The organism is Chryseobacterium sp. KCF3-3, assembly GCF_045865955.1.
GTDB lineage: Bacteria > Bacteroidota > Bacteroidia > Flavobacteriales > Weeksellaceae > Chryseobacterium.
The window spans coordinates 4,540,996-4,565,113 of sequence record NZ_AP035792.1; the positions used below are offsets into that span (position 1 = coordinate 4,540,996).

Sequence of the window (24,118 nt, forward strand, 5' to 3'; positions counted from 1 at the left end):
AAGAACTTCAAGAGTTATAAGATATCCTTTACAATATCAATAAGAATTGAGATAAGTTATTTTTAAAACTATTTTAATGTACGTCCCTGAAATAAGTTGACTAAAAAAAGATCAATTTATTATGAAAGTAAACATCAGACTTATTAAAAAGAATAGGATTTATTCTGAAGAATTTAAACGTGAAATAGTTTCTCTCTTTGAAAAAGGCACCTACAGTACTCTTCAGCTGGAAAAACTTTATGGAATTAGTAATAGCAGCATTTATAATTGGATTTATAAATTTTCTACCTTTAACGAACCAGGACAAAGAGTTATTGAAATGAAAATAAGCAGTACACAAAAAGTTAAAGACTTAGAGGATCGTATCCGTGAGTTAGAACGCAGTGTGGGGCAAAAGCAGATCAAAATAGATTATTTGGAGAAGATGATAGATTTAGCTAAAACCGAATTACATATTGACATCAAAAAAAACTTCGCCACTCCACAATCCAATGGTTTAGATCAAACAAAGAAAAAGTAAACTATTCCATGAATATGTTTTATCGGTCCATTGGCGTGAGTAAACAGGCTGTACATCAACAGGTAAAAAGACAACAGGAATTTGATGTAAAACTGGCAGCATTGATCATGGATGCCGATGAACTAAGAAGGGAACATCCGGGTTGTGGAGTTGAAAAAATGTACTATACATTAAAACCTAACTTTATTGGTAGAGATAATTTTATAGAGATTTTCATGCAGTTGGGTTATCGTTTAAACATCAAGAAAAATTATAAAAGAACTACAATTGCCTCAAAGATTTATTTTCCTAATGTAATAAAAGGAATGAAAATATCATCTCCTTCTGCTCTCTGGCAATCGGATCTCACTTATATTCCAATTGAAGACAAGTTCTACTATGCCGTATTTATTATAGACGTTTATACCAAGAAAATTGTAGGCTTTAGTGTATCAGATCATATGCGTGCTTCAGCCAATTTGAAAGCTTTAAAAATGGCATTGAAAAATAACCAGCCTCCAAAGGTTCATCATTCAGATAGAGGAAGTCAATACACTTCAAGGGATTATATTGATTTATTAAAAGCCCATAACAGTACAATAAGTATGGGTGCTTCTGCTCAGGAGAACGCTTATGCAGAACGCATCAATAGAACCATAAAGAATGATTATATCCAATATTGGAATCCAAAGAACTTTGAGCAGCTTAAAAGGTTTATTAAAAAAGCGGTCAACCATTATAACACTAAACGACCGCATAATGCAATTGGTAAAATGTCTCCAGAAAAATTTGAAGAATATTGGAGACAAAATATGAACATTAATAAACCTATTTTGAATATATTTAACAATGAGATATTAAATAACAATACGGTCAACTCTAGTTAGGGATGTACATAACTTCCATCTTCCAGCCTCCATCTTCCTTACTTTAAATAAATCTTTTTGGCAAGCTGTCCAACCTGTCTGAGTTTTGCCTGTGTATCTTCTGACCATGGGAGTCCTATGCAAAGTCTCATACAATTTTCAAACTGTTCCTGAAAGGTAAACATTCTTCCGGGAGCGATACTGATGTTTTGTTTGATGGCCAGATCGTATAATTCTGTTGTTCGAATTTTTTTATCAAATTCTACCCATAAAGACAAACCTCCCTGCGGACGACTGGTTTTTGTACCTTCAGGAAAAGATTCTGCAATGGTCTGTACATAGTTCTGGTAATTGAACTGTAATGTTCTGCGAAGCTGCTGAAGATGTTTTTCATATTTTCCGGATTTCAGAAAATTGGCAACAGCTTCATTCACAATCGAAATAGAAGATGTAGAATGCAGAAGTTTAAGCTTCAGAATTTTATCTTTATATTTTCCTGGTGCAATCCAGCCTACACGATATCCGGGAGCTAAAGTTTTGGAAATAGAGCTGCAATACAGCACATTTCCGTCTTTATCGAAAGATTTACAGCATTTCGGGCGACTGGAACCAAAATAAAGGTCTCCATAGACATCATCTTCTATTAAAGGAATATTATTTTCAGAAAGTATTTTTACAATTTCTTTTTTGTTTTCATCAGGCATACAGCTTCCCAAAGGTGAATTGAAATTGGGAATCAAAAGGCACAGATCTATTTTAGGAATTAATTTTTTTAAAGCCTCAATTTCTATTCCGGTAGTAGGATGGGTAGGAAGTTCCAGAACTTTTAATCCCAAACCATTGGCAAGCTGAAGGATTCCTGGGTAACAAGGACTTTCGATAGCAACGGTGTCTCCTGGTTTTCCTAAAGCCATTAAACAGAAAGAAAGAGCATTCATTCCACCATTGGTGGTAATCAGGTCATTTTCGCTCAGATTTCCTCCCCATTGCAAGGAACGTACAGCAATCATTCTTCTTAATTTCAGATTTCCCTGAAGTTCTTCATATTCGGTGCCGCCGTCTTTTAATTCCCTGGTGGCGTTTACAATTTCTTTCTTAAGTTTAGCCTGAGGTAAGAGAGCTCCTGATGGAATACCAATAGAGAAAAAAGTAAGGTCTTTTTTACCCATATTTTCATATACCTTACTGATCAGTTCATCCGGCTCATCATTATTGGCGATCAATGATGGGCGGCTTACTTCGGGTAAAGGAAGTTTGGCAGAGAGCAGCTGGCTTACAAAATAACCAGATTGTGGCTTAGATTCTACCAAAGACTGTGATTCCAGTTCCAGAAAAACACGCTTGGCCGTATTCATACTCACCTGATGTTCCTGGCATAGCATTCTCACGGAAGGAAGCTTGTCTCCTGTCTTTAGAATACCATTTCTGATCTGTCCTGCAATGCCGTCTGCAATTTCTGTATATAAAAATTCTTTACTCATATTTTTAAACTGTGCTCATGCAAATATACAAAACTGATACTGTGTTTATTTAATTATCCTTTCTAATTTTGAATATTAATTAAAAGCTTGAATAAAATGATGACAAAACAACTATCAAAAGATGAAAATATAAATGGCTGGATCAATGGATTTATAGGTGTAGTCTTATTTAGTGGCGGTTTGCCGGCTACTAAATTAGCCGTAATGGAAATGAGTCCTACTTTTGTAACGATTGTTCGTGCAGCGGTTGCAGGTGTTTTGGCGCTTATCGTATTATGGCTGGGGAAAGAAAAACGTCCTGTCAAAAAAGATCTGATTCCATTATTGTTGGTTTCTCTTGGCTGTGTGGTTGGGTTTCCCCTTCTTTCTGCGTTGGCACTTCAATATCTTACTTCAGCGCATTCTATTGTATTTCTGGGAATGCTCCCTTTGGCAACTGCTGTATTTGGTGTGATGCGTGGTGGGGAAAGACCTCATCCTATATTTTGGTTTTTTTCGATTGTAGGAAGCCTTCTGGTGATTGGCTATGCTGTTTCACAAGGAATATCAGCATCACCTATTGGCGATATTCTGATGCTTCTTGCCGTTATTTTATGTGGTATGGGCTATGCTGAAGGAGCTAAATTATCTAAAACGTTAGGAGGCTGGCAGGTAATTTCCTGGGCTTTGGTATTGGCACTGCCTGTAATGATTCCTTTATTTTTTATTTACTTTCCTGAAAATATTCAGCAAGTCAGCTTTCAGGGATGGTTTGGGATGGCTTATATTTCTCTTTTCAGTATGTTTATTGGTTTTATCTTTTGGTATAAAGGATTGGCACAAGGAGGAATTGCAACTGTTGGCCAACTGCAGTTACTTCAACCTTTCTTTGGCCTGGCCCTGGCTGCGTGGCTTCTTCATGAGCAGGTGAGTATGGGAATGCTGGGCGTAACAGTAGGAGTGATACTATGTGTTGCAGGAACTAAGAAATTTGCAAAATAATGAAATATAGAGCATTCCTGAATTCAGTTATAACAAAAATAGGTCCATCATAATTTCCTTTTGCCTCATCACTACAAAAATCAGGATGAATTTTATTTCCAAAATAAATCCAATCCCTTCCGGTACAATATAAGGTGTGCGGTTTTTTCAAAAAAACTTATAAATATCACAAAAACCCATAACAACAAAATATCAAAAAAATAACAGATTTTCCTGTTGTTACTTTGAAAACCCTGTTTTAATCAAATAAAGCGGGGTTTATTGTTTGGTATTTTTACATATTGTTGAAACTGAAATTTTTAAAATAAGATATCAAAAAAGCAATTTAATTGTGTTTTTAGTAATGATATTTAATTAATAAATGTAAAAAGATTTAAAGTTGTTGAAATTTTTAACATTTTTTAACTTTAATAACAATAATTAAGGTGCGGTTTTTGCATGCATCTTAGAATCGATTACCAATAATATTTTTACTAAGACTAGGAAGATAGGAAGAAGAAAACAATTCCAAAAAAAGCTATTATGGTTATCGACGAAAACATTTTGATTTCAGCGGGAGCAGAAACGAGACGTTATACCCCTTCAGAAGTAATATTCTTTGAAGGGGACATTCCTAATTATTATTATCAGATTGTTAAAGGAGAAGTAAAGCTCAACAATTATAATGAGGAAGGGAAAGAGTTTATTCAAAATATTTTATCAGACGGGGAAAGCTGTGGAGAATCTATCCTTTTTATAGAAAAACCATATCCGGTAAATGCAGAAGCTATTACAGAATGTAGTGTTCTGAGACTTCATAAATCTGCTTTTTTCAATCTGCTGAATCAATCTCCGGAATTATATATGGAGGTAAACAGTTTTCTTTCAGAACGTCTTTATTATAAATTCATAATGATGCAGAGCCTCTCTTCTCAAAACCCTTCTATACGGCTTAGAGGACTAATGGATTATCTTAAAAGTTCTCAAAAAGATCTGAGTCCTTATTCTTTTTTAGTTCCATTAACCAGGCAGCAAATGGCTAGCCTTACAGGGCTTTGTGTGGAAACCGCGATAAGAACGATTAAACACATGGAAAGAGATAAAATTGTGAGAATTGAAAATCGTAAAATTCTATATTAACCTTATTTCAGGCATATTATTTGTTTTTCATTAAAAAAATCCATTGAAATTATGAAAACAATAAGCTGCATGAATATTGATGAAAATCTTTTGTACTCCTATGGCGCAGAAGACAGGATATATAAAAAAAAGGAAGTTATTTTTAAAGAAGAAGATCATGCGCTTTATTATTTTCAGATTGGTAGTGGAAAGGTGAAGCTCAATAATTATAGTGAAGAAGGAAAAGAGTTTATTCATAATATTTTAGGTAAAAACCAAAGCTTTGGGGAAGCAATGCTTTTTCTTAGTCAGGATTATCCTGTGAATGCAGTTTGTCTTGATACCTCCAGAATTATAAGGCTTCCCAAAAATAATTTTCTGGAAATGATCGATAAACATCCTCATCTTTCTCTTGAAATGAATGCCTGTTTTTCTCAGGAAATTTATTATAAATTGAAAATGATGCAGAGCCTGGCTTCACTAAATCCTATGCAGAGACTGAAAGGCTTAATGGATTATCTTAAAAGCTATCATGATGAAGACTGTCATCATTGTTTCCATATTGCATTTACACGTCAACAGATTGCCAATCTTACGGGCTTACGTGTAGAAACAGTAATCAGAAACTTAAAAAAAATGGAAAAAGATGGCATACTGTCTTTAAAAGATCGTAAAATTTTATATTAAATATGATTTTAATGACTCAGATCATAAAAAAGTGAGTTATTCTTATGTACATTTGATAGAGCAGTTTTCAATACCATTCTTAAGATCTTAACTGAATTGAATATAAAAGTATTCATTTTTGAAATTGCTGTTAGTGCCAGTTACGGGCTGTAATAATCAAACTAAATATTCATATTATAGCCGATAAAATCACAGAATCCCACAATACCAACTCCGCTATAAAAAAACCGGATGAGAATGAGAGATTTATACTGGAAAATGATAGAGAAAAAACTCTGCTTCACCCATTTTTTGTAAGTGCGGTCAACAATGTTTATATTACCGAAAATGAAGACTGGGAACTGACAGATAGTACCGACACATCTGTTAATTTTAATGAAAAACAGGGAGATTAAAAGGGTACAGTATACTTTATAGCTTGCTTATAACAGGCTTATTTTAACCATGAAATCAAAATGTATGAACTGTCAGAAAATAATAAATACTCTGAAGCATAAAGAATTTGTAAAAGTAACTCATCAAGGAGATTGCTTTGAAGATGGAGCAGCTGTTTATGCTAAAGAAATTAAAGAAAACATCTTTCTTTTGTTCATCATCCTGAAAGATATTGATATTGAAAACATACAGGCACTCATTGCCCATTTTGACTGCTTCAGCAGCATTGGACTGAAAGAACCGGAACAAATCATGTTTTACCTGTCTATTAAAGATAAAAATGACCTTCATTATTTCGAGCAATATTTAAAAGCTTCCCATAACTAATACCATTTTTTGAATATGATATTTGAGAACGACACCTTACGGCATTCCGGGTTGAATGATAAAAATAATATGATAGAGAATGAATCTCTGTTTCCGCCTATAATCAATTCATACGGAGTGACGGCTTTTCTGATCAAGTCTTTGGAGAAGATCAAAAAGAATGCAACATGTGATGTCCTTAAAGGAACAATCAATACATGCATTGAAGAGTATATTCTTCATATCCGTGAATTTCATTCCCAAAATACATCTGTTACTGCGGAGAGGGAAACAGAAGTAAGGTTTGAATCACCTTCTTTCACTTTATATGCAAAAACAGCTTATTATAAGGTTTTGAAAGAAGAAGAATATATCAATAGGTTTCTTGATATTCTTGAGAACAGTAAAACAGATTAGGTTTTAGACAGCCTTGTTGAAAATGTCTTTACATTTTAATAAGTTATAAAAAACACCTTTCACACCATTTCAATACTTAATCATGAAAGCTGCTGTATTCATTTGTTCAGCAGCTTTTTGGTCTCTTGTATGACCGTTTTAAATGAACCTCACAAAATAAAATACTATGGAATTTCAACAAAATCTTCTCAATTATATAAGCCAGTTTCTTGTAGCTGCTGATGAATCTGTCTCCATCGCTGAAAGTGTTACTTCCGGCTGCCTGCAGCTTGCTTTTTCACAGATGCCGGATGCTCCTTTATTCTACAAAGGCGGTATGACAACTTATACACTGCCGGAAAAAGTAAGACTTCTTAAGGTCAGCAGACCCGGACCTGATGATCATGACGGAGCTGCAGAAGCTATTTCTCAGGCTATGGCTCTGAATGTGGCAAAACTTTTTGAATCAGACTGGTCTATTTCTACAACGGGTTATTGTACTCCAATTATTAATTCAGGCTATAAGGTTTTCGCTTATTTTTCATTTTCCTATAAAGGAGAAATTATTCTTACAAAGAAACTGGAACTGCATCCTAAAACTCAAGCTTTAAATGCTCAGTTATACTATACAGAATTTATTCTGGGATGTTTTAAAAGTGAACTCAATAGGGTATTAATTCTAAAATAAGTATTGGAATTAAATGATAAGTTCTATCCAAAAATTTTAATTTTTATTCACCTTTGGCTTGGTCTGCATAATCGCAAAATAAGATGATGTGAACGCTGAAAGACTTTGATATCCTACTTTATAAGCTACTTCACTCAAGGTATATTGTTTGGTATCTATCAATTCGATACTTTTTAAAATCCTGGTCAGCTGCAGATATTTTTGTAAGGTAATTCCTGTTTCATTTTTGAAAATTCTCTGGAGACTTCGCACAGACATTTGCGCTTTTTCGGCTAAAGAATCAATATCCAGATTATATTTAAAATTAGTGTTGATATCATTGCATACAGGAATCAGCCTGGTATCAGCAGGTACAGGAATTTCCAGGCCGCTGCTTTCCTTGCAGAAATTAGGAAGACTTTTTAAAATAGCTTTAAAGAAGATATCCTGTTCTTCATTTTCATCCAGAGATTGGTTCCATTTTGAGGCATACAAAAGCATTTCTTTCAAAACAGGGGGAACGGCAAATACCTGAACATTCTGATAAAATTCATCTTCAAAAACAGATTTGAAAAGGAATACCATCAGATTAACGGTTTGTGCCTCTGAAGTAATTTTGTGGGCTTTTTCTGAGGGAATCCAGATGACATGATGTTGTGGGACAAGATAAATTTTCCTGTCAATATGAAAATACTGATAGCCTTCTTCCACAAATGTAAGCTGAGCACGGTTATGCCTGTGTTCGTAATCATCATGTTTCCAGTTTTTTTCGCACCATACGTAAGCTTCTTTTTCTATAGAATCTACAAACTGGCTTTCTGTTTTTTCAATCAGTCCACATTTCATGTTGTCGTTTTATATGTATATTTTGGCAAATTTAATAAAAACGACAATAGTAATTTTGTATTATCAATGTAATAACTACATGATTAATCCAAAAAATAATCTATATCTTATTCAGAATGAAAAAATTATGTCTTTTTTTTATTTTAATTTTATTATCTAATAACACTCAGATCATGGCACAAAATAAAGCTAAAATATTGGTTCTTATCCATTCCGATAATGGCGGAACTTACGAACTGGCTAAAGAAATAGCCAAAGGAATTGAAAGCGAAAACAATGCGGTTCCTTATATCAAATTAGTCAAAGCCTCATCCAATTCAACCCTGAAAAATCTTCCTGTAGCAACAGTAGATGAACTTACCTCTTATGATGGAATTGCTTTTGGTTCACCGGTTTATTTCGGGAATATCAGTACGGGGATGAGTGAATTTTTATCGAAAACCGTTCAGTTATGGACCAATCATGCTTTGGAAGGAGTTCCTGCCACTGTCTTTATGTCAGCGGGAAGTGGAGCAGGAAAGGAGCTTGCTCTTCAGGCCTTCTGGAACAGCCTTGCTGTGCACGGGATGGTATTGGTATCTAATGGAATTCGTGGAACAGAAGAGCTAAATAAAGCTATCCCACAGGGAAATACGGTGTTGGGAGTTACCAGCATGGCTTCTCTGAAAGATGTGGAAAGACCAACGAAAGGAGAACGAAATATTGCTGAACTTCAGGGAAGAAATTTCGCAAAAATAGCACTGGCGTTAAAGGATACTCATCCTAAGAAAACAGTAGCTGTTACTCAAAATCACCAGAATTTCAGTGAAATACTGAAGCAAAAAAATATTACACTTCCACAGGTTCCGAAACCGGCAGGAAATTATCAGCCGTTTGTCCGTTCGGGAAATCTGGTATTTATCAATCAGGTTGCTTTAAAAGACGGTAAAATTTTTAATCCTGGGAAATTAGGTGTTGAAGTAAATGAGCAACAGGTAAAAGATGCTACAAAAGTAACGATGCTGAACGTAATTTCAGTGTTAAATGAAGCAGTGGGAGGAGATTTGAGCAAAGTAAAACAATGTGTACAGCTTACCGGAATTTTCAATACCAAAGATGATTATACAAAACATGCAGATCTGATGAACGTTGCTTCCGATCTTGCTGTTGAAGTCTTCGGGGAAAAAGGAAAACATGCCAGAGCTACTTTGGGGGCTTCTTCTATTCCTGTAGGTTCTTCCGTAGAGATTCAGGCTGTCTTTGAAGTAGAGTAGTGTTCCATACTCATTTAATCATTTCTGCCTTATCCAAATTAATAATTTTTTTTACATAAAAATCTTCCAGATCTGACAGATTACACATAGCATACAAATCTGTGTAATCTGTAAAATCTGCGAGGGATAAAAACATCCGGCATAAATTATTTCCCATTATAATTCAACCTTATCTTGGGTCACAAATCTTGAAAAAATCTCAGCAATCAAAGGAATACTTTGCTCCAGTTGTTCCTCAGAAAGTGCCCCATAACTTAATCTGAATCCGTTCACCTGATTTTGACTGTATTGTTTAGGATGAATAATCTTAATATTTCTATCTAGTAATAAAGCTGTTATCACATCCCAATCCAATTGTACTTTAGGAACAATCCAAAAAGCCAGACCACCTTCGGGGAGCGTAAAATCAGCAATATCTTTCATATGTTTTTTCAGCAATTCAAAAACAAAGTCTCTTTTGTTCTTATAATGTACGGTTGCTTTTCTGATATGCTTTTTTATGGCACCTTCTTTAATGAGCTGAAGAACTGCCTGTTCCATAATGACATCTCCATGCACATCAATAATCTTTCTCAGATCACCAATTCTTTTCAGCAGTTCCTGATTTTTAGTGGCCAGATAACCAATCCTCAAAGCGGGAGCTACCACCTTGCTTAAAGTTCCGATATACACATAATTGTGCAGTTCGGGAAAACTTGAAATCGGGAGAATAGGACGATATCCGAAGTGAAACTCATTATCATAATCATCTTCAATGATGGTCATATTGTACTGATTTGACAACTCAATCAGTTTTAATCTTCTTGAAAGGCTCAGCGTAACGGTAGTAGGATATTGCCTGTGAGGAGTACTATATAATGCTTTTATATTCCGATGCTGTTTTAAAAGTTTTTCAACAGCCTCGACACTGATTCCTTCATGATCTACAGGCACGAACAAAAGCTGTGCTCCCGCATACTGAAACGCTTGCCATGCAGGCTGATAGCCGGGATCTTCTACAATAACGATGTCACCAGGGCTTAAAAGACTCTGAGCAGTAAGGAACATGCCCATCTGACTGCCTCGGGTAATAGAAATTTCGTTTTCATGAATATGCATTCCGCGCTGATGATTAAGCATCTGGGAGATCATTTTTCTGAATTCCATATCTCCATGTTCATCTCCATAACCCATCATCTGCCATTTGGCTTTAATACTGAAAATCTGCCTATAAGCTCTTGCCAGTTCTGTTACAGGGGCAATTTTACTATCGGGATGGCCATCATCGAAATTAATTAAAATTCCGTTAGGCAAGACCTGCTGATTTTTAGAATCATGCAGTGCATCTGCATTTTTTTCATGCAAGACAGGGAGATTTTCTGATACGAAAATACCTTTTCTTTCTCTTGAAATTACCCATTCTTCATTAATCAGCACCTGATAGGCTTCTACAACCGTATTCCTGTTTATTTTCAAAGTCTGTGCAAGATTTCGGCTTCCGGGAAGTGCATCACCCGCTTTTAATCTTCCTGAGCGGATATCAGTGATAATAGTATCTGCAATCTGTAGGTAAACAGCTTTATCAAGCTTTTTATCAATTTCTAATTCCAATTTCCAAGGGCGTAACATCTGGACTATCTATTTATGTAAAAACTGAATCATTTAAACAGTCCAAATATAAAATAATTTTGTCATGCAATAAAGCACAAAACCATAATAATTTTAAAATCATGGACAAGAAACAATTCAGTTCTAAAGATTTTCACGAAACTTTTGCAAGACCAAAGTATGTAAAACCAAGCCATTTGATCCATAAAAATGTAGAAAATGCAGGAGAGCACAACCAGTTTTCAACAGAAAGAAAGCATCCCGTTTTCTTTGTAGACCTACCGAGTAAGAATGTGAGCATGACGATTGGAGGCTTAACTCCCGGGCAACAAACCAACAGACACCGCCATACGTATGAAACCGTATTATTTGTCATTGAAGGAAAAGGCTGGACAGAAGTAGAGGATGAAAGAGTACATTGGGAAGCTGGTGATGCTGTATATATTCCTTCCTGGGCCTGGCATAAGCACCAGAATCTGAGTGATACCGAACCTGCCAAATATATAGCCTGTGAAAATGCCCCTCAGTTGCAGAACCTGGGAGTTGCTTTAAGAGAGGAAGAAGGAAGAGACCTTTAATATGAATATTTTAAACCATTAAGGGAAACCGTTTTTCTGTTGTATTTGATATCGGATATGATTTTTTAAGCGAAGCTAGTCTTACTATTCTTAAAAGCTTATTCTCTCTTAATGGTTTAAAAATAATCTTAAACTTTTAAACAGAAAAAACATGAAAAATGTACCATTCAAAGGGATTATAGCTTATCCCATAACTCCTTTTGATAAAAATGAAAAAGTAGATATTCCGCTTTTCAAACATTTGGTAGAAAGACTGATCACTTCCGGAAGCCATGGTATTGCTCCATTGGGGAGTACAGGAGTAATGCCTTATCTGTCTGACGAAGAAAAAGAAGAGGTTACTGAAGCTACTTTACAGCAGGTAAAAGGCAGAATTCCTACGTTGGTGGGGGTTTCTAACCTTACGACAGAGAAAACCATTCATCATGCTCAGTTCGCAGAAAAAGCCGGGGCAGATGCGGTGATGATTATTCCGATGAGTTACTGGAAGCTAACCGATGATGAAATTGTAGCGCATTATGACGCCGTAGCCCGTAAGATTTCCATTCCGATTATGGCGTACAATAATCCGGCAACAAGTGGAGTAGATATGTCTCCGGCTTTGCTGAAAAGGCTGCTTGAAATTCCCAATGTAACAATGATCAAAGAAAGTACGGGAGACATCCAGAGAATGCATTATCTAAGGAGAGAACTGGGGGAAGAGGTAGCGTTCTATAATGGTTCCAATCCTTTGGCTCTGGCTGCATTTTCTGCGGGAGCAAGAGGATGGTGTACGGCAGCCCCCAATCTTATTCCTGAACTGAATATCAGTCTTTATAATGCTGTGGAGGAAGGTGATCTTGAGAAAGCAAAAACGATTTTCTATCAACAGTTTGATCTTTTAAAATTTATTGTGAACAAAGGATTGCCAAGAGCCGTGAAATCCGGTCTTAATATTCTGGGCGAAGATGGCGGGAACTTAAGAAGCCCTTTAAAACCTTTACACGAAAAAGAAACCGAAGAATTAAAAAATATTATTAAAACCCTTATTAATTAGTAAATCGTATGAAAAAGTCCATTTTTTATCATGCAGGATGTCCTGTATGTATCAGTGCAGAACATGATATCGTTAACCTTATAGGTTTAGAAAATGTTGAGATTATCCATTTGGGTAATGATAAAAGCAAAATTGAAGACGCGGAAAATGCAGGTGTAAAATCTGTACCAGCATTAGTAACACCCAATGGGAATGTACTCCATATTAATTTTGGAGCGTCTATGGAGGATGTGAAAGGTTAGAATATCATTAATCTTGTATAAACGGCTCAAATTCTTGAGCCGTTTTTTTATCTCCCGCAGATTACGCAGATAATTGGGTTTAAATCTGCTTAATTTGCAAGATCTGCGAGAGAATTTATTGCTTATTCCGAACTTTTTAAATGATTGCATTTCCTTCAATACCGTCAGCATTATTGGTTTTATGCCCTGTTATGGCAGAAGCTACAAAACTGAAAAGACTAACCAGTTTTCCTGCTTTGGTGTCCCAATAATAGGTTTCTTTAGGTTCTACACGGATAATGGTAACATTAGGGTCATCTTTTCCGTCAAACCATGCTTTAGCCAGAGGAGACCATTTATCTTCTATCGTTGCTTTATCTTTATAAACAGAGGCTTTTCCGTAAATTGAAAGATATTGGGAATCGCTGTTGTTCATGAAAAACAGTTGTACTCTTCGGTCTTCTTTTATCTCAAAATTTTTGTTGCTGGTACCGCTACTGATAAACCATAGATTTCCGCTGTCGTCTGTTTCCTGAAGGGTCATTGGCCTTGAATTGATGGGAGTGGTTTCCAGTTCTGTACAAAACATACATATTCTTGCTTTTTCTGACAGCTCTTTGATCTTTTTGATCGCTTCGAGGTGGGTAAGATTTTGTGTTGACATAGTATACTATTTTAAGTGATTGGTATGTATTAAATTATTCAAATACCTGACCAAAAGGGAATAAAGTGTGGTACCTGGTTTGATTTATTATATTTTTTTTTGGAAAAATGCAAAGGCGCTAAAGATTTTATAAGATTGATGTTTTTTAGGGCGCAAGGATTTTATCCCCGATAAAATTTGATAATATTCACTTACTTCCTACAAATAATTGATGAAAGATTTGCGTAATTGGCAGAATTTGCGAGAGAATTAATATGTGATTTAGCATGTCTTAAATTTGGATATTGTCTTTTTCTGTCAATAAGTTTTCTGTAAATTTGATGGATGCAGATTTCACCTCCCAAACATCTGGCTCCTTATATCAGACATTATATATTTTTGGAAAATTCCAAAGAGGATATAAAAAGTTTAAGGCTCTTTACGGATGGAAGTTCCGGATTGATACTATCCGGAGACATGAATCTGTATTCCGGTATTTCTGAGGATCGAATGCCCCTTTCCTTTTTCTACGGTACATTAAACGGTTACAGGGATTTCTTTTCAAAAGGCAGATTTTCTCTTATGGCCATTGTATTCCAACCTTATTTTTTGAATATTCTTTTGAAAACTTCTGCCAAAGAAATTCGCAATCAGATTATTTCCGTGGAAGATGTTTTGAAAAATACGCTGGAAGTGTTTCAGGAGAAATTGTTTAATAAAGAGAATCCTTTAGTCATAATCAATGATCTGAATATCTTTTTTACCCATTTTTTATCCGAAAGAATGAGTACAGATTATCATTTAATAACAGCTATACAACAATATCTTCTTCAAAGTAAAGGTTCTGTACCCTCCAAAGATTTGCAGCATTTCACCGGATATTCTGAGCGTCATTTAGAACGAAAATTTGAATATCATATGGGAATGTCTCCCAAAAAATATGGAAATATTATCCGTCTTCATTACTTTTTAAGCCTGATGAATAATGGAATTAAAGATAAAAAAATGACCACACTTTCTTACGAAGCGGGATATTCTGATCAGTCTCATCTGATCAGGGAATTTAAAAATAATATCGGGCTTACTCCTAAACAATATTTACATACAGAAAATAAAATGGCGGTTAATTTTATTGAGCTGTAACTCGGTATGGCGGTTTTATACAATTTTTAAGAAGCGACACAGCCTAGTTTTGCTTAAAAAAAGTATGAACGTTAAAATTGCGACAGCACAATTTGAAAATAAAAGTGGTGATAAAGTTTATAACCTATCCGTTATAGAAAAATTAGCTGGAGAGGCAGCATCCAAAGGTTCTCATGTAATTGCCTTCCATGAATGTTCCATTACAGGCTATACTTTTGCCCGAAAACTTTCCAGAGAACAGCTTCTTGATATTGCAGAACTTATTCCGGAAGGTGAGAGCATTAAAAGACTACAAGAGATTTCTACAAAACATAATATCACCATACTGGCCGGATTGTTTGAAAAAGATAAACATGATAACCTCTTCAAGGCTTATGTTTGTGTAGATAAAACTGGATTAAAAGCAAAGTACAGAAAACTGCATCCTTTTATTAATCCACACCTTACCCCTGGTAATGAATACTGTGTGTTTGATATCATGGGCTGGAAATGTGGAATTCTTATCTGTTATGATAACAATATTATTGAAAATGTAAGAGCTACAAGACTTTTGGGTGCAGAAATTATTTTCATGCCTCATGTTACAATGTGTACGCCTTCTACAAGGCCGGGAGCAGGTTTTGTAGACCCTCAGCTTTGGGAAAACAGGGTAGTGGATCCTACATCTTTACGTCTGGAATTTAATGGAATGAAAGGCCGGGACTGGCTGATGAAGTGGCTTCCATCCAGAGCTTATGATAACGGAGCATATATTGTTTTTTCAAACCCAATTGGTATGGATGATGACCAGCTTAAAAACGGGTGTTCCATGATTATAGATCCCTTTGGAGATGTGATTGCAGAATGCCACTCGTGGGAAAACAGTTTTGAGTCAGTTGTCATTACTCCTGAAAAACTAACTCAGGCAGGAGGATCTCGCTATATTAAAGCCAGAAGACCTGAATTATACAGGAATATCATTGGGCAAGATCATTCATCAGAGCAAAAAGTAGTTTGGCTTACTGATAAAACACTTTAAAAAATTGAATCTCTTCTGTAATAATAGCAGGAGAGATTCATTGTTTTATGGATGGATAGTGGTCTGCAGGTCGGTCCAGGCACCTCCGTTATAGATATGTTTAAAGCCTCTTTCTTTCAGGAGATTCTCGGCTTTTACGCTTCTGAGTCCGTGAGAACACACTGTGATGTATGTTTTTTTCGGATCTAATTCTATATAACGCTCTCTTATTGTTCCTAAAGAAATGTTCACAGAACCTTCTATATGCCCTGTTTCATATTCCTTTTCAGTTCTTACATCCAAAATGACAGCTCCTTTTTTGAGCAGTTCCGGTAAACCGTTATCTAAAGTCTGGAATCGGTAAACTCTGTAGACTACATACAGAATAAGAGCTATTCCACAGAATATAAAAAGACTTTTCATAGCTTGCTCAGAATTTTTTTGTCAACATAAAAGGTTCCAAACGGAATAAAGCAGGCCAAAATTACTTTCCAGGTTATTTCTTTAAACTTCCAGTTCTGTTCTATGCCTACGCTCAGTGTATTGAACAGGAAAAGCAGAAATAATGTCCCGTGAACAGGTCCGATAAGCCTTACAAACAAGGGGTTTCCCAGCCAGTATTTTACAGGAACGGCAATAAATACCAAACTCAAAAGTGAAATTCCTTCCAAAATAGCCAGAATTCTCAGCCGGCCAATCTTTGTTTTAAATAAATCTATCATAATTATCTGAAATAAGGTCTGTTTGCAAAAGGAGAAAAAGGCCACGGAATAGCAATGAAAATAATAATCAGTGCTATTGAAAACCAGATCCCCACAGTCTTGAATTTTTCTTTATCCGAAGGTCTTCTTTTGGCTAAAGCAGAGCCTATTGTAATGAGAATAATGGCTGTAATCATCAGCAAAATATGAATCATTCCGAAAAACAGATGCTCAAAAGATTCTTTGGCTTGGTTGAAATTTTTCCAGAAGTATTGGATTACCGGGCTTTTAAAATAAAATACCATTCCTATGACCAATTGAATATGGGCTATTGTAGCGGTCCAATGTCTTACCGCATTATCTCTTCCTGTAAATTCTCTGTCAGAAAAATATCCTTTGAAAGAACGGTAAATTGCATAAATCAGGCTTATTAAGACCAGCCATCGGGTGAGGGAATGTAAAAAAGTAAGGGTTTGATACATTGTTTATTTTTTTGAACACAGCAAAGGTAAAACAAAAACATACTAATTAGTATGTTTTTTGATAAAAAAATTATTGAAGGGTATTGAAATAAGACTTAAGTCCTTTTAAATAAATAAGATATACTTCTTTTGAGTTTTCTAATTTGCCCAGATTTCTTACTCCCCAATAGCCTGAAATAACAAAAACGCTCACTTCTTTTGCATTGACTTCTTTCCTGATTAATCCTGCTTCTTTCCCTTTTTCAATACTTTCTGCAAGAGCCTGTTCCCATTCTTTTGAAAGTTCATGTAAAGCCTGAGTAAAAGCGTGATGCCATGGTGCCATTTGCTGTACAAAATTAGAAGTAGGGCAGCCATATTCAACTTTTAAAAAATCGTTTTCAATCAGGAGATAATGCATGATATCATAAATACTGTCTAAAGGATTCTGATTGTTTTGAAGAGAGTCTATAAAAATTTTCCTGAAATTGGGCTTCATCAGATCCGTAATAATAGCGAGTCCCATATCATCCTTGGTTTTAAAATGATAATAAAAAGCACCCTTCGTCACCTGAGTCGTTGCGATAATTTCATCAATGCTTGTAGTCTGAAAACCTTTTACATAGATCAATTCGAACGCTTTCTGGAGAATAGTAAGACGGGTTGCTTCTGATTTCTTCATTAAAACTGATGATTATTTTACAAAGGAACACATTTTAAATGTAAAATAAAACTATCATTATTCTGATACTTTGATACAATTTAAATAATTTTTATAATGTAAATATTCGTCGGAACTTTGCCTTGTCAATATCAACAAATTACAAGACAATGAACTTTCAAAAAGAAATACAGATCAATACTGCATCAAAGACTGTCAAAAAAGGTCTTCCTGCAGCGCTCTGGGCATTAACGATAAGTGCCTTTGGAATTGGAACTACAGAATTTGTTATTGTAGGACTTCTTCCCACAGTAGCTTCTGACCTTGGAATTACTATTCCTTCTGCAGGGCTGCTGGTAAGTCTTTATGCGATAGGAGTAGCTATCGGAGCACCGATATTAACGGCATTAACAGGAAAAGTACCACGCAAAATGCTTTTGGTTTCCATTATGATGCTATTTGTTATTGGAAACGGACTGGCGTCTATAGCTCCCAGCTTTATAACATTAGTTCTGGCAAGAATACTTACGGGATTGGCCCATGGAGTTTATTTTTCCATAGGTTCTACCATTGCAGCTTCGCTGGTCCCTGAAGAGAAGAGAGCCACAGCCATTTCTATTATGTTTGCCGGACTTACTCTTGCGATTGTAACAGGAGTTCCTCTGGGAACATTTATAGGACAGCATTTCGGATGGAGAGCTACTTTCATAGGAGTTTCAATCCTTGGAATTATAGGGCTGGTAGCCAGTTTACTATTAGTTCCCAATAACCTTAAAAATGGGAAAACCGCATCTTTAAAGAGTCAGTTTAAAGTATTAGGAAACAGACGTCTGATTTTTGCTTTTTTAATGACTGCGATGGGATATGGAGGTACGTTTGTAGTATTTACTTACCTGTCACCTATTTTACAGAAAATTACAGGATTTCAGGAGTCTACGGTCACTTTTATCCTTTTGATTTATGGAATTGCCATTGCTTTAGGAAACCTGATTGGTGGGAAAGTGGCGAATAAAAATCCGCTGAAAGCTCTTTTATGGATGTTTGCAGCACAGGGGTTGGTATTGCTTGCGTTTTATTTTACAGTAAGCAGTCCGGTTTTAAGCATCATTACACTTTTCTTTTTAGGAGCTTTATCATTTGCTTCTGTTCCCGGACTTCAGTTATTGGTGGTACAGATTGCTGAAAAAGAGCTCCCGGGAACTGAGGATGTAGCTTCTGGGATCAATATTGCTGCTTTTAATATCGGTATTGCGATCGGATCTTATGCCGGAGGAATGATTGTTACCTCATCCTTAGGTTTGGCAAGTACGCCATGGATAGGTGCTTTATTCCTGTTGGTAACCGTATTGATTACAGTCTACAGTATCCGTTTAAGCAATAAAAATTAGGATTTCATTACTGTTTTTATAATAATTTCTAAGCTATGTTTCATAGCGAAAACTACAAACCAGGATGTTAGAGGCATTTTAATGAAGAGGAAATCAAAATATTGATAATGCAGATGGTGGTTTTATAAAGGCAGGTTTTTATCTGCCTTTTATTTTGTTTTTAAAATATTTTCAGGTTAAAGAAATCTATTTAATTCTAATTATTTTAGTATGTGTTAAATTACAACTATTTGATTATAGTATGTCTTTTTCATTTAAATAATTTTGAATAAAATATATTGAAAATCAATAATTTAACACAGGATAATGATTCATTTGTGAGGTGAATTATGGTGTGTATTTATACTTTAATTTTAAAAACACAAAATAATGAAAAATTAAAAAAAATTATCCCGAAATGAATTTAAAACGGTAGAAGGAGGGTTACAATCAAAAACCTGGTTTGCAGAAACTTCTTGTGGTATAACCGCTATAACTACTCAGGATTGGACACCACAACAAGCAACAGAATGGCGTGAAAGGGTTGAAGTAATTAATATATTAACTGCTAAATTTGATACGCGAACAGATAACAAATATAAAGACCAATTTTTGTTACAAATAGGTGATAATCGTGCATTTTTTGCAAATGCGGTCTCACTTAAAGGAGATTCAGTAATGACTAATTCTGGAACAAGTACATATAATCCGGATGGAAGTGATCATAAAAATTACAGATGAAAAAGGAGATTTTGATTTTGAATTAGTAAAGTCTATCTCAAACTCTCAATTAAAGAATAAACTAATCAATATGAAGAAAAGCAGATACACCGGAGCTGCAGAAACCACACAGGCAAAATTAAAACAAGCACAAAGGAATGCTGAAACGAATGTAGCTGGTGTACTTGCAAGTTACGGAACTACTATTGTAAAAGGACAGGAAATGCTGAAAAAAAGAGAAAAAGAAAGAGAAGAAAATAAGAAATATGAAAATCCACTGGAGTTAACACCTTAAGTGATCAGATTTCATAAATTTCCTCATCTGTAAATACAAAGAATGTACTTTTCTTAGGAAGGTTTTTCGTGTCCAGTCCTGTAAATTTACTGAAAGCTGGCAATAATAACTGATTGCTGCTGAGCGCAAAGCAGGGCAGCCTGATATTTTTCACTGCAGAATTCAGCACAATTCCAGGGTGAATATGTCCCGTAATCTGAAATCCGGATCTGGCGGCATCAAAATCATGAATAAAAGTAATTCCATTCACTTCAAAATATTCAGCTTTGTGATTAAAGCATAATTTTTCCTCCAAAGCTTTTGAAATACGATCGTGGTTTCCTTCAATAAGATAAAACTGTAGATCAGAATATTGGCTTTTCCAGGTACAGAATTCATCCACATCAGAATTGTCTCCGGCATGAAGCAAATCTCCAACTACAATAAATTTTTCAGGCTGAAAATATTCAATCAGTGCTGATAATCTTTCCAGATCGCTTTTCATAATGTGATTGGCCAGTGCAATTCCATTTTTACGAAAATGAGCTGTTTTTCCGATGTGCAGATCAGAAAGAATCAATGCCCTTTCTTTTTGCCAGAATACTGCCCGCTGATTGGTCAGAGTGAAAGTTTCGTTTTGGATGGAAATATTTTTAGTTGCTATCAACACTTGATGAATTGAAAAATGAATGTTTAAAATTAAACTATTTAGCTCATATTTAGCCAACTTTACGGCTTACATGAAATTTTTCATCAAAAACATAAGTCAGTGGAAAGCCGGTAGCAATTTCTCTTTCTAAAATTTCTTCAGGAGAAAGATGCTCCAGATACATAATTAAGGCACGAAGACTATTTCCGTGAGCCACAATTAATACATTTTCACCCTGTTTTAATAATGGTCTTATCTGGCTTTCAAAATAAGGAATCACTCTGTTGTAAGTATCTTTAAGGCTTTCTCCACCTGGTGGAACAACATCAAATGATCTGCGCCAGGTATGAACCTGTTCGTCACCATACTTAAGAGCCGTTTCTGCTTTGTTGAGTCCTTCCAGATTTCCGTAAGAACGTTCGTTTAATGCTTTGTCTTTGATGACCGGGATGTTGGGATTTCCAATTTCATTAAGGATAATAGATAAGGTATGCTGTGCTCTGATCAATGCAGAAGTGAATGCGATATCTATTCTTTCTCCTTTTAAAGCAAGACCTGCTTTTTTTGCTTCTTCAATACCAACCTCTGTTATATCAATATCTTTCCACCCTGTAAATCTGTTTTCCAGATTCCAGAGTGACTGTCCGTGGCGGACTAAGAACAATTTTTCCATTTTTAAATTTTATTTAAACTTCTAAGAAGGTATACCCTAAGTTACGATGATTATTTAAAATTATCAAGAATATTAACTCATAATATTAGGCTATGAATAAGATTAAAACGATAGGTTTTTTATTTGATTTTATAAATTTTAGAATCTCGCAAAGGCGCAAATTTTATATTATCAAATTTTATTTAAAGGGCAAGAACATTTCGACTTTGCTCAATGTGAGATTTTCAGCAAGATTAAAAGAACTAAATTTTTTAGGAGATAAAATCTTTGCGCCTTAAAACGTTATTATTATCAATTTTTTGCGCCTTTGCCATAAAAAAATATTCATTGCCATATCTGTTCTTACAAATAATACATTAATTGATTATCAAAGATCACTTATATCAGACAGTTTCAGCATTCTTTTAATTCTCGCATCCAGCCCTTCACTTGAAAGCGTTTGTCGTAAACTGTCCACTTTAATTGGAAAACTCAACGGAGTAAATGATCGGGAATGTTTTAAAATAATTTCGGATTTTTCAATTCTTTTAAAAGCTTCTACAAGCCGCTGTTCCTGGAGCTGCATATTAAAAACTTCTGTATACGCCTGTTTTATTAAAAAGTGATTAGGATCATGGTCTTCCAATACTTTAAAAATCAATCCGGCAGAACTTTGTAATGATTTGTTAGAACGTTGTTGCCCTGCATAATTTTGAATTACCATTCCAGAAATCACTGCAATATCACGAAATTTTCTCCTTGCCATTTCCGCAGAATTGATACTTGTGATCACATCATTCATCAGATTCTCTCTGCTTAAAATCTGTTGAAGATTGTCTTCATTTAAAGGAATTTCTTTATCACTGAAGAGTTCAAATCCATAATCATTCATCGCCATAGAAAAGGAGATTGGAGCAAGTTTTGAGATCCGATAGGCAATCAGAGCAGCCATTACTTCATGAACCAGACGTCCTTCAAAAGGATACATAAACAAGTGATATCCTTCACGGTTTTTAATCAATTCCACCAAAAATTCATCTTCTTTGGGAATATGGGAGTTTTTTTCCTGGTTAATTAAAAGCGGGTGTAAAAATTTAAGCTCTTTTTCCGAAGCTTTAGGATTTAAGGCATGAGAAAGTTTTTCTCTCAGAAAATGCCCCAGATTGGAACTCAAAGGAAGTCTTCCGCCAAGATAGCTCGGAACCAGGGCTCTTCCTTTAGCTGCCCTCACGTATACCGTCATATCTTTAATGATGACAACTTCCAGTGTACGCCCGGCCAGAATAAATTTTTCTTCTTTTTTTAATTTTGAAATAAAATATTCTTCAATCATTCCGATATAGCCGCCGGAAATAAATTTTACCTTCAGCATGGCATCACTCACAATCACGCCCATATTCATTCGGTGGAGCATAGCTATTTTTCTTGAAGTTACCTTATAAAGACCATCTTCCATGATGACGATTTTATGAAACTCTTCATAGCTTTTCAACACACTGCCGCCAATGGTGAGGAATTCGAGGATACTTTTCCACTCTTCATCCAGCATTTCCTGAAAGGCATATACTTTTTTAATTCTCTGATATAGCTCATCAGGATAAAATCCGTCTCCAACCGCCAGTGTCATCAGAAACTGAACCAGCACATCGAAACATAAAACCTGTGGCTCTCTGGGTTCAACGACTTTCTGTTTTACGGCTTCTTTTAGAGCTGAAACTTCAATCAGTTCCAAAGAATGGGTGGGAACACAATAGATTTTGGAGGTTTCAAAAGGAGAGTGGCCACTACGTCCGGCTCTTTGAAGAAAACGGGCAACTCCTTTGGCTGAACCAATTTGAATGACAGTATCTACAGGTTTAAAATCAATTCCAAGATCGAGAGATGATGTAGAAACCACAGCTTTTAATTTTCCGGAACTCAAATTTTCCTCAATCCAGATTCTTAAATGAGCATCAATAGAGCTGTGATGGATGGCAATCTGACCTGCAAAATCAGGATAAGCATCGAGTAAAAGCTGATACCACATTTCGCTCTGACTTCTGGTATTCGTAAATACAATGGTAGATTTTGATTCCAGAATAATAGGAACCACTTTATCTGCAAGTTTGTTCCCAAGATGTCCTGCCCAGGGCAATATCTCAATTTCATCCGGAAAAACAGGGAGAATATCTATCTTTTTGTGCTCTTTAGCTGTAATTTTTGTCTTTTTAATATCATACGGAATAAGCACTTCCATGGCTTCATCCAGATTTCCAATGGTAGCTGTGATCCCCCAGATTTTGATCTTCGGAACATATTTTATAAGCTGTGAAATCCCGAGTTCTACCATAACTCCGCGCTTTGAACCTAGTAATTCATGCCATTCATCCACTGCTACACATTTCATATCCTTGAAAAATGTTTCATTATTTTTCTGTGCCAGAAGCAGGTGAAGGCTTTCAGGAGTTACAACAAGAATTTCAGGCATTTTCTTGACTTGCTGTTGTCTTACTTTTGGATCAGTATCTCCATTTCTCACGCCCACAACCCAATCAAGTCCGATTTCATCAATAGCCTCCTGCATCGCTTTTGCAATATCTTTGGATAGAGACCGAAGCGGCGTTATCCAGAGCATTTTTAATCCTTTTTTATATTGTTCGGGATGATTCAGGAAATCTGAAATTAAGGCTAAAAAAACAGAAAATGTTTTTCCGAAACCTGTAGGAGCAACGACCATTCCGCTGTATCCGGTTCCAAATTTCTTCCAGGTTTCCAGCTGAAATTTGAAAGGGGCAATACCTTTATCGGTCATCCATTGCTGAATGATCTTTAATCCGTTGGTATGTTCGAAAGCTGCCAATTTATATTTGATTTTAATTTCTAACGCTAAGGCGCTAAGATTTTATAGGATATTATTTATTTTTCGATCGCAAG

Annotated in this window: 27 protein-coding genes; 16 read left to right on the forward strand and 11 right to left on the reverse strand. The window is 35.6% G+C overall.

Annotated elements, in window-relative coordinates; translation table 11 throughout:
- Positions 1 to 121 precede the first annotated feature (121 nt).
- Together ACKTTZ_RS20205 and ACKTTZ_RS20210 are read left to right on the forward strand one after the other, a co-directional pair.
- Positions 122 to 520, forward strand: coding sequence for a transposase (locus ACKTTZ_RS20205; RefSeq protein ID WP_034697610.1), 399 nt, complete (start codon positions 122 to 124; stop codon positions 518 to 520).
- 8 nt (positions 521 to 528) lie between these two features.
- Complete coding sequence (locus tag ACKTTZ_RS20210) at positions 529 to 1,386, forward strand: IS3 family transposase (protein ID WP_081906501.1); 858 nt, start codon at positions 529 to 531, stop codon at positions 1,384 to 1,386.
- A gap of 38 nt (positions 1,387 to 1,424) precedes the next feature.
- On the opposite strand, the gene ACKTTZ_RS20215 is transcribed toward ACKTTZ_RS20210, so the two are convergent.
- Positions 1,425 to 2,846, reverse strand: a complete 1,422-nt coding sequence (locus ACKTTZ_RS20215; RefSeq protein ID WP_034698261.1) for a PLP-dependent aminotransferase family protein — start codon at positions 2,844 to 2,846, stop codon at positions 1,425 to 1,427.
- Between the two features lie 96 nt (positions 2,847 to 2,942).
- On the opposite strand from ACKTTZ_RS20215, the gene ACKTTZ_RS20220 reads away from it, so the two are divergent.
- The 6 genes from ACKTTZ_RS20220 to ACKTTZ_RS20245 all read left to right on the forward strand — a co-directional run bounded on the left by ACKTTZ_RS20220 (position 2,943) and on the right by ACKTTZ_RS20245 (position 7,437).
- Positions 2,943 to 3,827 (forward strand): DMT family transporter, encoded by an 885-nt coding sequence (locus tag ACKTTZ_RS20220; protein WP_407846444.1) that lies wholly within the window; start codon positions 2,943 to 2,945, stop codon positions 3,825 to 3,827.
- A 522-nt stretch (positions 3,828 to 4,349) separates the two neighbouring features.
- Entirely contained in the window at positions 4,350 to 4,946 is a 597-nt protein-coding gene (locus ACKTTZ_RS20225; RefSeq protein WP_407846445.1) for a Crp/Fnr family transcriptional regulator, read from the forward strand.
- Between the two features lie 51 nt (positions 4,947 to 4,997).
- Positions 4,998 to 5,612 carry a Crp/Fnr family transcriptional regulator gene (locus tag ACKTTZ_RS20230; protein WP_407846446.1) on the forward strand — a complete coding sequence of 205 codons (615 nt, stop codon included), beginning with the start codon at positions 4,998 to 5,000 and terminating at the stop codon, positions 5,610 to 5,612.
- 459 nt (positions 5,613 to 6,071) lie between these two features.
- Positions 6,072 to 6,374, forward strand: a complete 303-nt coding sequence (locus ACKTTZ_RS20235; RefSeq protein WP_407846447.1) for a hypothetical protein — start codon at positions 6,072 to 6,074, stop codon at positions 6,372 to 6,374.
- Between the two features lie 69 nt (positions 6,375 to 6,443).
- Positions 6,444 to 6,770 carry a hypothetical protein gene (locus ACKTTZ_RS20240; protein ID WP_407846448.1) on the forward strand — a complete coding sequence of 109 codons (327 nt, stop codon included), beginning with the start codon at positions 6,444 to 6,446 and terminating at the stop codon, positions 6,768 to 6,770.
- A 166-nt stretch (positions 6,771 to 6,936) separates the two neighbouring features.
- Positions 6,937 to 7,437 carry a CinA family protein gene (locus ACKTTZ_RS20245; protein ID WP_407846449.1) on the forward strand — a complete coding sequence of 167 codons (501 nt, stop codon included), beginning with the start codon at positions 6,937 to 6,939 and terminating at the stop codon, positions 7,435 to 7,437.
- A 36-nt stretch (positions 7,438 to 7,473) separates the two neighbouring features.
- On the opposite strand, the gene ACKTTZ_RS20250 is transcribed toward ACKTTZ_RS20245, so the two are convergent.
- Complete coding sequence (locus ACKTTZ_RS20250) at positions 7,474 to 8,262, reverse strand: AraC family transcriptional regulator (RefSeq protein ID WP_407846450.1); 789 nt, start codon at positions 8,260 to 8,262, stop codon at positions 7,474 to 7,476.
- Between the two features lie 116 nt (positions 8,263 to 8,378).
- Here ACKTTZ_RS20250 and ACKTTZ_RS20255 point away from each other — a divergent pair, with 116 nt between their 5' ends.
- Positions 8,379 to 9,515, forward strand: a complete 1,137-nt coding sequence (locus tag ACKTTZ_RS20255; protein ID WP_034698227.1) for an NAD(P)H:quinone oxidoreductase — start codon at positions 8,379 to 8,381, stop codon at positions 9,513 to 9,515.
- A gap of 156 nt (positions 9,516 to 9,671) precedes the next feature.
- Here ACKTTZ_RS20255 and ACKTTZ_RS20260 read toward each other — a convergent pair whose 3' ends face one another.
- Entirely contained in the window at positions 9,672 to 11,123 is a 1,452-nt protein-coding gene (locus tag ACKTTZ_RS20260) for a PLP-dependent aminotransferase family protein (RefSeq protein WP_407846451.1), read from the reverse strand.
- A gap of 101 nt (positions 11,124 to 11,224) precedes the next feature.
- Here ACKTTZ_RS20260 and ACKTTZ_RS20265 point away from each other — a divergent pair, with 101 nt between their 5' ends.
- The 3 genes from ACKTTZ_RS20265 (at position 11,225) to ACKTTZ_RS20275 (ending at position 12,958) form a co-directional block, all read left to right on the forward strand.
- Entirely contained in the window at positions 11,225 to 11,680 is a 456-nt protein-coding gene (locus tag ACKTTZ_RS20265) for a cupin domain-containing protein (protein ID WP_034698222.1), read from the forward strand.
- Between the two features lie 151 nt (positions 11,681 to 11,831).
- Positions 11,832 to 12,716, forward strand: coding sequence for a dihydrodipicolinate synthase family protein (locus tag ACKTTZ_RS20270; RefSeq protein ID WP_034698219.1), 885 nt, complete (start codon positions 11,832 to 11,834; stop codon positions 12,714 to 12,716).
- 8 nt (positions 12,717 to 12,724) lie between these two features.
- Positions 12,725 to 12,958, forward strand: coding sequence for a hypothetical protein (locus ACKTTZ_RS20275; RefSeq protein ID WP_034698216.1), 234 nt, complete (start codon positions 12,725 to 12,727; stop codon positions 12,956 to 12,958).
- Between the two features lie 136 nt (positions 12,959 to 13,094).
- Here the strand turns inward: ACKTTZ_RS20275 and ACKTTZ_RS20280 are convergent, their stop codons facing one another.
- Positions 13,095 to 13,601, reverse strand: a complete 507-nt coding sequence (locus ACKTTZ_RS20280; protein ID WP_034698213.1) for a pyridoxamine 5'-phosphate oxidase family protein — start codon at positions 13,599 to 13,601, stop codon at positions 13,095 to 13,097.
- Between the two features lie 324 nt (positions 13,602 to 13,925).
- Between ACKTTZ_RS20280 and ACKTTZ_RS20285 the strand changes: the two genes are divergently transcribed.
- Entirely contained in the window at positions 13,926 to 14,723 is a 798-nt protein-coding gene (locus tag ACKTTZ_RS20285) for an AraC family transcriptional regulator (protein ID WP_034698212.1), read from the forward strand.
- A 64-nt stretch (positions 14,724 to 14,787) separates the two neighbouring features.
- Positions 14,788 to 15,741, forward strand: coding sequence for a nitrilase family protein (locus ACKTTZ_RS20290; protein ID WP_407846452.1), 954 nt, complete (start codon positions 14,788 to 14,790; stop codon positions 15,739 to 15,741).
- Between the two features lie 45 nt (positions 15,742 to 15,786).
- On the opposite strand, the gene ACKTTZ_RS20295 is transcribed toward ACKTTZ_RS20290, so the two are convergent.
- The 4 genes from ACKTTZ_RS20295 to ACKTTZ_RS20310 all read right to left on the reverse strand — a co-directional run bounded on the left by ACKTTZ_RS20295 (position 15,787) and on the right by ACKTTZ_RS20310 (position 17,564).
- Positions 15,787 to 16,143, reverse strand: a complete 357-nt coding sequence (locus ACKTTZ_RS20295) for a rhodanese-like domain-containing protein (RefSeq protein WP_253316036.1) — start codon at positions 16,141 to 16,143, stop codon at positions 15,787 to 15,789.
- Positions 16,140 to 16,442, reverse strand: a complete 303-nt coding sequence (locus ACKTTZ_RS20300) for a DUF3817 domain-containing protein (protein WP_034698207.1) — start codon at positions 16,440 to 16,442, stop codon at positions 16,140 to 16,142. Before ACKTTZ_RS20300 ends, ACKTTZ_RS20295 begins: the two co-directional genes overlap by 4 nt.
- Positions 16,443 to 16,444: 2 nt before the next feature.
- Complete coding sequence (locus tag ACKTTZ_RS20305; protein ID WP_407846453.1) at positions 16,445 to 16,903, reverse strand: hypothetical protein; 459 nt, start codon at positions 16,901 to 16,903, stop codon at positions 16,445 to 16,447.
- A 70-nt stretch (positions 16,904 to 16,973) separates the two neighbouring features.
- On the reverse strand, positions 16,974 to 17,564 hold the full coding sequence (locus ACKTTZ_RS20310; protein WP_034698201.1) for a TetR/AcrR family transcriptional regulator: 591 nt from the start codon (positions 17,562 to 17,564) through the stop codon (positions 16,974 to 16,976).
- Between the two features lie 149 nt (positions 17,565 to 17,713).
- Between ACKTTZ_RS20310 and ACKTTZ_RS20315 the strand changes: the two genes are divergently transcribed.
- Positions 17,714 to 18,931, forward strand: a complete 1,218-nt coding sequence (locus ACKTTZ_RS20315; RefSeq protein WP_051934531.1) for an MFS transporter — start codon at positions 17,714 to 17,716, stop codon at positions 18,929 to 18,931.
- Between the two features lie 691 nt (positions 18,932 to 19,622).
- Positions 19,623 to 19,925 carry a hypothetical protein gene (locus ACKTTZ_RS20320; protein ID WP_407846454.1) on the forward strand — a complete coding sequence of 101 codons (303 nt, stop codon included), beginning with the start codon at positions 19,623 to 19,625 and terminating at the stop codon, positions 19,923 to 19,925.
- 4 nt (positions 19,926 to 19,929) lie between these two features.
- Here the strand turns inward: ACKTTZ_RS20320 and pdeM are convergent, their stop codons facing one another.
- The 3 genes from pdeM to ACKTTZ_RS20335 all read right to left on the reverse strand — a co-directional run bounded on the left by pdeM (position 19,930) and on the right by ACKTTZ_RS20335 (position 23,996).
- Positions 19,930 to 20,571, reverse strand: a complete 642-nt coding sequence (gene pdeM, locus ACKTTZ_RS20325; RefSeq protein ID WP_253316030.1) for a ligase-associated DNA damage response endonuclease PdeM — start codon at positions 20,569 to 20,571, stop codon at positions 19,930 to 19,932.
- A gap of 52 nt (positions 20,572 to 20,623) precedes the next feature.
- A complete protein-coding gene (locus ACKTTZ_RS20330; protein ID WP_253316029.1) occupies positions 20,624 to 21,226 on the reverse strand; it encodes a 2,3-diphosphoglycerate-dependent phosphoglycerate mutase in 603 nt (200 codons plus the stop codon).
- A 367-nt stretch (positions 21,227 to 21,593) separates the two neighbouring features.
- Positions 21,594 to 23,996, reverse strand: coding sequence for a ligase-associated DNA damage response DEXH box helicase (locus ACKTTZ_RS20335; protein WP_407849194.1), 2,403 nt, complete (start codon positions 23,994 to 23,996; stop codon positions 21,594 to 21,596).
- Positions 23,997 to 24,118 lie beyond the last annotated feature (122 nt).